At 70.6% G+C, this 8,886-nt stretch carries 10 protein-coding genes and 1 tRNA gene; 9 read left to right on the plus strand and 2 right to left on the minus strand.

Going from position 1 to position 8,886, the window contains the following annotated elements:
* The first annotated feature begins 107 nt into the window (after positions 1–107).
* From ACK5IN_RS09600 to ACK5IN_RS09635, 8 genes are read left to right on the plus strand one after another with little or no spacing between them, the layout of a single operon-like run.
* Positions 108–968 (plus strand): ParA family protein, encoded by an 861-nt coding sequence (locus ACK5IN_RS09600; RefSeq protein ID WP_416895969.1) that lies wholly within the window; start codon positions 108–110, stop codon positions 966–968.
* 34 nt (positions 969–1,002) lie between these two features.
* Complete coding sequence (locus ACK5IN_RS09605; RefSeq protein ID WP_416895978.1) at positions 1,003–1,824, plus strand: segregation and condensation protein A; 822 nt, start codon at positions 1,003–1,005, stop codon at positions 1,822–1,824.
* Positions 1,814–2,386, plus strand: coding sequence for an SMC-Scp complex subunit ScpB (scpB, locus tag ACK5IN_RS09610; RefSeq protein ID WP_416895970.1), 573 nt, complete (start codon positions 1,814–1,816; stop codon positions 2,384–2,386). Before ACK5IN_RS09605 ends, scpB begins: the two co-directional genes overlap by 11 nt.
* Positions 2,383–3,183, plus strand: a complete 801-nt coding sequence (locus tag ACK5IN_RS09615) for a pseudouridine synthase (RefSeq protein ID WP_416895971.1) — start codon at positions 2,383–2,385, stop codon at positions 3,181–3,183. Before scpB ends, ACK5IN_RS09615 begins: the two co-directional genes overlap by 4 nt.
* The gene (locus ACK5IN_RS09620) at positions 3,180–4,304 is read left to right on the plus strand and encodes a prephenate dehydrogenase (RefSeq protein ID WP_416895972.1); all 1,125 of its coding nucleotides are present in this window, start codon (positions 3,180–3,182) and stop codon (positions 4,302–4,304) included. The genes ACK5IN_RS09615 and ACK5IN_RS09620 overlap by 4 nt, the downstream gene beginning before the upstream one ends.
* Entirely contained in the window at positions 4,297–4,986 is a 690-nt protein-coding gene (cmk, locus tag ACK5IN_RS09625) for a (d)CMP kinase (RefSeq protein ID WP_416895973.1), read from the plus strand. Before ACK5IN_RS09620 ends, cmk begins: the two co-directional genes overlap by 8 nt.
* Positions 4,983–6,503: a ribosome biogenesis GTPase Der gene (der, locus tag ACK5IN_RS09630; protein WP_416895974.1), complete on the plus strand. Its 1,521-nt coding sequence runs from the start codon at positions 4,983–4,985 to the stop codon at positions 6,501–6,503. The genes cmk and der overlap by 4 nt, the downstream gene beginning before the upstream one ends.
* A gap of 25 nt (positions 6,504–6,528) precedes the next feature.
* Positions 6,529–7,431 carry an NUDIX domain-containing protein gene (locus tag ACK5IN_RS09635; protein ID WP_416895975.1) on the plus strand — a complete coding sequence of 301 codons (903 nt, stop codon included), beginning with the start codon at positions 6,529–6,531 and terminating at the stop codon, positions 7,429–7,431.
* Between the two features lie 78 nt (positions 7,432–7,509).
* Here the strand turns inward: ACK5IN_RS09635 and ACK5IN_RS09640 are convergent, their stop codons facing one another.
* Together ACK5IN_RS09640 and ACK5IN_RS09645 are read right to left on the minus strand one after the other, a co-directional pair.
* Positions 7,510–7,908, minus strand: coding sequence for an RNA-binding S4 domain-containing protein (locus tag ACK5IN_RS09640; RefSeq protein ID WP_416895976.1), 399 nt, complete (start codon positions 7,906–7,908; stop codon positions 7,510–7,512).
* On the minus strand, positions 7,908–8,492 hold the full coding sequence (locus ACK5IN_RS09645; protein WP_416895977.1) for a GNAT family N-acetyltransferase: 585 nt from the start codon (positions 8,490–8,492) through the stop codon (positions 7,908–7,910). The genes ACK5IN_RS09640 and ACK5IN_RS09645 overlap by 1 nt, the downstream gene beginning before the upstream one ends.
* Positions 8,493–8,591: 99 nt before the next feature.
* Between ACK5IN_RS09645 and ACK5IN_RS09650 the strand changes: the two genes are divergently transcribed.
* Positions 8,592–8,665, plus strand: a tRNA-Pro gene (locus tag ACK5IN_RS09650).
* The last annotated feature ends 221 nt before the right edge of the window (positions 8,666–8,886 follow it).

Here is an 8,886-nt window from a genome sequence, read left to right on the forward strand (position 1 = left end):
ACGTCAGCGTCGATGCACTGCGCGATGTGTACGTGACATCCCACCCGCGTGCCCGGTGACCGGGAGCGCGCATCGCTAGAATCGATGCAGCAAGAGTCAGGAGCACCGTGGTCAAGACCAAGGACGACACCCCCCTCGGGCCCACCGGCCGTCCGTACCACGGCTTCCCGACGCCCCCCGCGCTCATCGGGCACGGACCGGCGCGCATCATCGCGCTGTGCAACCAGAAGGGCGGCGTCGGCAAGACCACCACGACGATCAACCTCGCCGCCTCGCTGGCCGACTACGGGCGCAAGGTGCTCGCCGTGGACTTCGACCCGCAGGGCGCGCTGTCGGCCGGACTCGCGATCCCCACGCACGACGTGCCCACGATCTACGAACTGCTGATCGACAGCAGGCGTGACCCGCACACCGCCATCGTGCCGACGGCGGTCGAGAACCTCGACGTCATCCCGGCGAACATCGACCTGTCGGCCGCCGAGGTGCAGCTGGTCAGCGAGGTCGCGCGCGAGTCGATCCTCTCGGGCGTGCTGCGCAAGCTGGCACCCGACTACGACGTCATCCTCATCGATTGCCAGCCCTCGCTCGGTCTGCTCACCGTGAATGCGCTCACGGCCAGCCACGGCGTCGTCGTGCCGCTCGAGTGCGAGTTCTTCGCGCTGCGCGGGGTGGCGCTGCTGATCGAGACCATCGACAAGGTGCGCGATCGACTCAACCCCAGCCTGACGTTGGACGGCCTGCTCGCCACGATGTACGACGCCCGCACCCTGCACTCACGGGAGGTGCTCGAACGCGTCGTCGAGGCCTTCGGCGACGACGTGCTCGAGACCGTGATCGGGCGCACGGTGAAGTTCCCCGACGCCTCCGTATCGGGCGTGCCGATCACCGAGTTCGCGCCCGGGCACGCCGCCGCACAGGCCTACCGGCGATTGGCGCGAGAGCTGGTCGCACGTGGTGCCGTCGCCTGATCCCTCGACGAGCTCGGGAACCGGCGCGACAAGCTTGGGAACCGGCGCGACGAGCTCGGGAACCGGTGCCGGAAGCGAGGGGTTCCGGGTCTCGCTCGGGGTGTTCGACGGGCCCTTCGACCTGCTGCTGACCCTGCTGTCCAAGCACGAGCTCGACATCACCGAGGTCGCGTTGTCGCAGGTGACCGCCGAGTTCATCGCGTACCTCAAGGAGCTGGGCCCCGATGACGAGCTCGATGAGGCATCCGAGTTCCTCGTCGTCGCCGCCACCCTCCTCGACATGAAGGTCGCCGGGCTGCTTCCCCAGGGGGAGCTCGTCGACGCCGAGTCCGTCGCGCTGCTCGAGGCCCGCGACCTGCTGTTCGCCCGCCTGCTGCAATACCGTGCCTTCAAGGAGGTCTCGGCCTGGTTCGCCGCTCAGCTCACCGCCGAGGAGAACCGGCACACCCGTGCCGTGCCCCTGGAGACGAAGTACCGGCAGGCCGTGCCCGAGCTCGTATGGACGCTGTCGGCCGACGACTTCGCCGCACTGGCGCTGCTGGCCATGACACCGAAGGAGATCCCGCACGTCGGCGTCGATCACCTGCACGCGCCGCTGGTCAGCATCCGTGAGCAGGCGGCGGTGGTGGTCACCCTGCTGCGCGAGGCCGAGTCGCTCACCTTCCGGGAACTGGTCGCGGGCGTGGATCAACCCGGTGTGGTCGTCGCGCGGTTCCTGTCGATCCTCGAGCTGTACCGGCACGCGGCCATCTCGTTCGAACAGGTCGAACCCCTCGGCGAGCTGACACTGCGGTGGACGGCCGAGCACTGGTCTACCGAGTCTCTCGCTACGCTGGGTGCCGACTATGACAGATAGCGATGTGACCCGGCGCCTCGAGGCGATCCTGCTGATCGTCGACGAGCCGCAGAGCCTGGTCGCGCTGGCGACCGCCGTCGGCGCGCCAGTGCCTGCCGTGCGACAGGCGATCGAAGCGCTCGCCGACGACTACGACGGCAAGGCCGGCGGCCCCCGGCGCGCATTCGAGCTGCGCGAGGTGGGCGGCGGATGGCGCGTCTACGTGCGTGCGGACCACGACGACCTCATCGCCGAGTTCGTGGGCGCGCAGGCCCCGTCGCGCCTGTCCCAGGCCGCACTGGAGACTCTCGCCGTGATCGCCTACAAGCAGCCGATCACCCGCGGCCAGGTCGCGTCGATCCGCGCGGTCAACGTCGACTCGGTCGTGCGCACCCTGCTCGCACGCGGACTCATCACCGAACTGTTCACCGATGCCGAGACCGGTGCGATCAACTACGGCACGACCGACGAGCTGCTCGTGCATCTCGGCATCAACTCCCTCGACGAGCTGCCGAAGATCTCACCGCTGCTCGACGGCGCCGACGAGGTGGCGGACGCGGCCGGCGACGGGTACGTGCGATGAGCGCGGCAGAGTCGGGGGACACCAGCTCGCCGGGGCAGCGCCTGCAGAAGGTGCTGGCAGGCGCCGGCGTCGCCTCGCGCCGCGTCGCCGAGCAATACATCGTCGAGGGTCGCGTGCGGGTCAACGGCACCGTCGTGACCGAGCTGGGCTCGCGCATCGACCCCGAGAAGGATCTCGTCGACGTCGACGGGACGGCGGTGCAGCTGGATGCCACCAAGCGCTATGTCGTGCTGAACAAGCCCACCGGCGTGGTCTCTTCGATGAAGGACGACCGCGGCCGGCCCGACCTGCGCCGCTTCACCGCGGAGTGGCCCGAGCGGCTGTTCAACGTGGGCCGGCTGGATGCCGACACCAGCGGTCTGCTCGTGCTCACCAACGACGGCGAGCTGGCGCACGTGCTCGCGCATCCGTCGTTCGGGGTCACGAAGGTGTACATCGCGAAGGTCGAGGGGCGCGTCACCGCGCAGACCATCGCACGGCTGACGAAGGGCATAGCCCTGGAGGACGGCCCGATCTCCGCCGACAAGGCGCGGCTGCTGGATGCCTCGCGCGACCGCAGTCTCGTTGAGCTCACACTGCACTCCGGGCGCAACCGCATCGTGCGGCGCATGATGGCCGCGGTCGGGCATCCCGTCGTCGAACTCGTCCGCCGCCAGTTCGGCCCGCTGCATCTGGGAACGCTGCCAGCGGGCCGGGCACGGGAGTTGACTAAAGTGGAACGCGGCGCGCTGCTGACCCTGGCCCGCCACGAGGCGGGTGATTCCACACCGCCAGGGGCCCCACAGGAGACCGAGTGAGCGATACGATCGATCCGCGTGCGCGCAGGCTCGCCGCGCGCACGTCGGGAACCGTGCGCATCGTGGGTGCCGGACTGCTCGGTGCGAGCATCGGGCATGCGCTCACGCGGCTGGGCATCGACGTGGCGCTGGTCGATGCGTCGCCCGCGCAGCTGCGGCTGGCCGTGGACTACGGTGCCGGACGGGCCGCCCGCGCGGACGACGCTCCCTCGTTGATCGTCGTGGCCGTCCCGCCCGATGTGGCCGCCGACGTCATCGAGGCAGAGCTCACCGCGCACCCCGGCGTGGTGGTGACGGATGTCACGAGCGTGAAGCTCGAGCCGCTGCGCGCGTTGCGCGAGCGCGGCGCCGACCTCACGCACTACATCGGCTCGCACCCGCTCGCCGGCCGCGAGCGCGGCGGCGCGATCGCCGCGCGCGCCGACATCTTCGTCGGGCGGCCGTGGGTCATCTGCCGGGACGAGGAGACGCCGGCATCCGATCTCGCGGTCGTCGAGGGGCTGGCGCTGGACCTGGGCGCGATGCCCGTCGAGCTCACCCCCGAAGAGCACGATCGCGCGGTCGCGCTCACCTCGCACGTGCCCCAGCTGGTGGCGAGCCTGCTCGCCGGGCGGTTCCGCGATGTCGACGAGGGAACGCTCGAGCTGGCTGGGCAGGGTGTGCGCGACACGACGCGCATCGCCGCATCGGCCCCCGAGCTGTGGGTGCAGATCCTCGGGGCGAACGCCGCGCCGGTGGTCGACGCGCTCGACGCGCTCGCCGCCGACCTCGGCGCCGTCGCCGAGGCGCTGCGCAGGCCCGATGCCGCCGGTTCGCGCCGTGCCGTGGCCGACACGATCCGGCGCGGCAACGAGGGCGTGCTGCGGCTGCCGGGCAAGCACGGGCAGCTGCGCCGCCGGTTCGAGACCGTGGTCGTCATGGTCGACGACACGCCGGGCCAGCTGGGCCGGTTGTTCGGTGAGCTGGGCGAGCTGGACGTCAACGTCGAGGACCTTCGCCTGGAGCACTCGCCGGGTGCGCAGTTCGGTCTCGCCGAGATCAGCGTCGCCCCCGGCGTCGCGGGCCGCGCCCAGGCGGGCCTCGAGCAGCGCGGATGGCAGATTGCGAGCATGAATGACTAGCCCGCGTCTCGTCATTGCGATGGACGGGCCGGCCGGCAGCGGAAAGTCCAGCGTCGCCAAGGAGGTGGCGCGCCGCCGCGGCTACGGCTACCTCGACACGGGCGCGGTCTACCGGGCCCTGGCCTGGCACGTGCTCGCGCGCGCGGCCGACACCGCCGACGAGAACGCCGTGATGCAGGCATCCGACGACTTCCACTGGACCATCTCGCTGGACCCGGACGCGTTCTGGGTGCGCGTGGGCGACACCGACGTGACCGCCGACATCCGCGAGCCGCGGGTCTCCGACGCCGTCAGCGGCGTCGCCCGGGTTCCCGCGGTGCGCACAGCGGTCAACGAGGCGTTCCGCGCCCTCGCGGCCACCGTCGACACGCCCGGCATCGTCATCGAGGGGCGCGACATAACGACCGTCGTCGCTCCCGATGCGCCCGTGCGCGTGCTGCTCACCGCCGCGCCCGACGTGCGCGCGGCTCGCCGTAGCGGAGAGCTGACGAACGTGGATGCCGCCGCCGTCGCCGCCGCGCTGCATCGACGCGACGCGTCGGACTCCCAGGTCGTCGACTTCCTCGTCGCGGCACCCGGTGTGGCGGTCGTCGACTCGACCGAGTTGGATCTCGAGCAGGCCGTGCAGGCCGTGCTCGCCCTGCTTCCCCCGCTTTCCGAGCCCGTCGAGGAGACATCATGAGCGACGACGAGTATCTGGCGCGGCCGGACGACCTGCAGCAGACACTGGCCGGCATCGACGATGAGCTCGCCGAGCAGCGTGCCGCTGCGCTGCGGCAAGGGCTGGCCGACTACGAGCTCGACGAGGAGGACGCCGAACTGCTTGCCGGTCTCGCCGCGGGCGACGACGGCATCGAGTACCTGCCGGCACTGCCGGTGGTGGCGATCGTCGGACGCCCGAACGTCGGCAAGTCTGCGCTGGTCAACCGCATCCTGGGCCGTCGCGAAGCCGTCGTCGAAGACACGCCGGGGGTGACCCGCGATCGCGTGACCTACAAGGCCGAGTGGAACGATCGACGCTTCTCGCTGGTCGACACGGGCGGCTGGGAGCCGGATGCCAAGGGCATCGACCGCTCCGTCGCCGCGCAGGCCGAGGTCGCGATCGACCTGGCCGACGTGGTGTTGTTCGTCGTCGACGCCATGGTCGGCGCCACCTCGACCGACGAGCATGTCGTGAAGCTGCTGCGGCGCAGCGGCAAGCCGGTGTTCCTGGTGGCCAACAAGATCGACGACGCCCGCCAGGAGCCCGAGGCCGCCGCGCTGTGGAACCTGGGTCTCGATCAGCCGTACGCGGTGTCGGCCATCCACGGCCGCGGCGTGGCCGACCTGCTCGACGCCGTCCTGAAGGTGCTGCCGGAGACATCCGCCGTCGCCAAGCACGAGATCGGCGGCCCGCGCCGGGTGGCGATCCTCGGTCGGCCCAACGTCGGCAAGTCGTCGCTGCTCAACAAGGCGGCGGGAGAGGAACGGGTCGTCGTCAACGAGCTGGCCGGCACCACCCGTGACCCCGTCGACGAGGTCGTCGAGGTCGGCGGCACGCTGTGGCGGTTCGTCGACACGGCGGGCATCCGCCGCCGCGTGCATCTGCAGCAGGGCGCGGACTTCTATGCGTCGCTGCGCACCTCCACCGCGCTGGAGAAGGCCGAGGTCGCCATCGTCGTCTTCGATGTGACGCAGCCGATCAGCGAGCAGGACATCCGCATCGTCGACCTCGTGATCGAGTCGGGCCGGGCGCTCGTGCTCGCGTTCAACAAGTGGGACCGGCTGAACGACGCCGACATGGAGAACATCGACCGCCGACGGTACCTCGAGCGGGAGATCGAGCAGGATCTCGCGCATGTGGCGTGGGCCCCGCGGGTCAACCTCTCGGCGCGCACCGGTCGCCACCTCGACAAACTGGTGCCGGCGCTGGAGACGGCGCTGGCGTCGTGGGACACGCGCATCCCGACGGGGAAGTTCAACGCGTTCCTCACCGAGCTCGTCGCCGAGCACCCTCACCCCGTGCGGGGTGGGAAGCAGCCGCGCATCCTGTTCGGCACACAGGCCGGCACGCGGCCACCGACGTTCGTGCTGTTCACGAGCGGGTTCCTGGATGCCGGCTACCGCCGGTTCATCCAGCGGCGTCTGCGTGAGATCTACGGCTTCGAGGGGACGCCCATCGTCATCAACATGCGCGTGCGCGAGCGCCGCAAGCGGTAGCCGCAACGTGTGACAGGCTGGACCGGTGACGATCGTCCCGCCCGAGAACGGTGAGTCGCGGCGCCCCCGAGGGCCACGCGACCCCGGCGATGCCTGGGTCGTGGCCGAGTCGGGGGACCGGTACTGGGGGCGCTTCGGCGCTGCCGGGCTGCTCGCCGTCGACCCGGATCATGGTGTGCTGCTGCAGCACCGCGTGTCGTGGAGCCATTTCGGTGGCACGTGGGGCCTGCCGGGCGGCGCCCGCCACGCGGGGGAGTCTGCTCGGGCCGGCGCGCTGCGCGAGGCGCAGGAGGAGGCCGGCGTGCCGGATGGGTCGATCCGGCTGCGCGTCGTGAGCGTGCTCGACTTGCAGATCTGGTCGTACACGACGGTCGTCGGCGACGTGATCGAGCCCTTCGAACCGACGATCAGCGACCCCGAATCTGTCGCTCTGGAGTGGGTTCCGGTCGAGGCCGTGTCTGATCGACCGCTGCACCCCGGGTTCGCGGCGGCGTGGGAGCGGCTGCGCGGTCTGCTCGCTGTGCGACCAGCGATCGTCGTCGATGCGGCGAACGTGGTCGGATCGGTGCCGGACGGGTGGTGGAAGGACCGGGCGGGCGCGGCGGACCGGCTGCTTGCGCGCGTGTCGAGAGTGGTGGATGCCGGTGTGCCCGCCGCGGCGCTCGACCTCACCGAAGACACCTGGTTTCCGTCGTGGACCGTCGTGCTGGAAGGGCAAGCCCGCGCCGCGGAGGACGTCGACGGGGTCGCCGTGGTACGGGCACGCGGTGCGGGTGACGACACGATCGCCGCCGATGCCGCACGGCTCGTGGCAGACGGTCGTGCGGTGACTGTCGTCACCAGTGATCGCGGGCTGGCACAGCGAGTGCAGAATGCCGGCGCCGCGGTGCGCGGTGCGGGGTGGCTGTTGACTCTCTTCGATGCCTGACGACGCCACTCTTCGACCCGTTCTTCGAGACTGTCTCATCCGTTCCCGAGCCCGACTCATCCGCTCCGCGGGCCCGACTCATCCGCTCCCCGAGCTTGTCGAGGGGCGGCCACGCAGCCGATCGATCTCGCGGCGTTCACGCTTGGTGGGCCGACCGGCGCCGCGATCGCGCTGAGCGATCACTGGCGCGGGATCCCTCGGTGGTGTGCGATCCTCCATCGCCTCGGCGACGAGTGCCGCACCGACGCGCTTGACTATCGGCGTGCGGACGATGAGGTGACGATCGAACCCCGCGATGCGCACGCGCAGTTCGTCACCGGGTCGCACGTGCTGCGCCGCCTTGGCCCGGTCACCGTTGACGCGCACATGCCCAGCGCGGCATGCAGTAGTCGCCGCGGAGCGTGTCTTGTACACGCGCACGGCCCACAGCCACGCGTCGACGCGGGCGGATGCTGCGGTCACCGGGGCCACCCTCATCAGGAGCCGGCGAGGTCGTAGGCCACGATCGCGCGGTCGGGGCGGGGGCGAGCGACCTCGTGGAACCCGGCGGCGAGGAAGCTCGCGAGAACGCCGACGAACAGATCGTTCACCGGCGTGCGGGTCACGGCGGTGTCGATCGGACAGGCCTCGACGAGGCGGGCCCCGCTCTCGCGGGCGTGGGCGACAGCGGCATCGAGCAGCGGCGCGGTCAGGCCGAGGCCGCGGTGGTCGCGATGGATCACGAAGCACGTGACGGCCCACACGCTGTCGTCCTCCCACGGCTCGGGCGACGCGGCGAAGACGCGGGTGCGGGCAAGCCGCTGCTGCGCGGTGCGCGGTCCGACGCGCACCCAGGCCGCGGCCTCGCCGTCGACGTAGGCGATCAGACCGGGGGCCGGTGCGCGGTCGAACTCGGCTCGCAGCATGTCCGTGCGCTGCTCGCGGGTGGTCTCGTCGAAGTCCCGATTGCGCAGCATCCACCACTGGCACTGACAGGATGCGCCGCCACCGCCACCGGTCAGCGCATGCTCTGCGTCGTCGAAGCGGCCTGCAGCGGCGGGTTCGATTGTGATCGTCGGCATGTGTCGAGGGTACGCCCCGAGACCGACATCGCACCCGGTTCGATGAGCCGGTGCAGACCCGGTAGGATAGGGGAGTTGTCCGCGTACGGGCAGCTCGACCGGGATGTGGCGCAGCTTGGTAGCGCACTTGACTGGGGGTCAAGGGGTCGCAGGTTCAAATCCTGTCATCCCGACCGGAAAAGCCCCGGTAGATCTGAGGATCTGCCGGGGCTTCGTCGTTGGCTGAAACCGGCTGGGACTCCGAAAGGACTCCGGTTATCCGGCTCTTCGGACTTCCGGTGGGGTTATGGTGTGAGTCCGCCGGCGGCGAGGAGCATGCGGAGCCGGTAGTTGTGCCGGTTGCGGAAGCCGCGGGCGAGGCGGCGGTGCAGCTCGATGATCCCGTTCACGGCCT

Source organism: Microbacterium sp. (assembly GCF_047971895.1).
Lineage (GTDB): Bacteria > Actinomycetota > Actinomycetes > Actinomycetales > Microbacteriaceae > Microbacterium.

Excerpts from the sequence above, each read along its gene's own strand:
- ACK5IN_RS09640 (WP_416895976.1), bottom strand. The coding sequence starts at position 7,908 with ATGAGGGTGGCCCCGGTGACCGCAGCATCCGCCCGCGTCGACGCGTGG.
- cmk (WP_416895973.1), top strand. The coding sequence starts at position 4,297 with ATGACTAGCCCGCGTCTCGTCATTGCGATGGACGGGCCGGCCGGCAGC.
- scpB (WP_416895970.1), top strand. The coding sequence starts at position 1,814 with ATGACAGATAGCGATGTGACCCGGCGCCTCGAGGCGATCCTGCTGATC.
- ACK5IN_RS09615 (WP_416895971.1), top strand. The coding sequence starts at position 2,383 with ATGAGCGCGGCAGAGTCGGGGGACACCAGCTCGCCGGGGCAGCGCCTG.
- der (WP_416895974.1), top strand. The coding sequence starts at position 4,983 with ATGAGCGACGACGAGTATCTGGCGCGGCCGGACGACCTGCAGCAGACA.
- ACK5IN_RS09645 (WP_416895977.1), bottom strand. The coding sequence starts at position 8,492 with ATGCCGACGATCACAATCGAACCCGCCGCTGCAGGCCGCTTCGACGAC.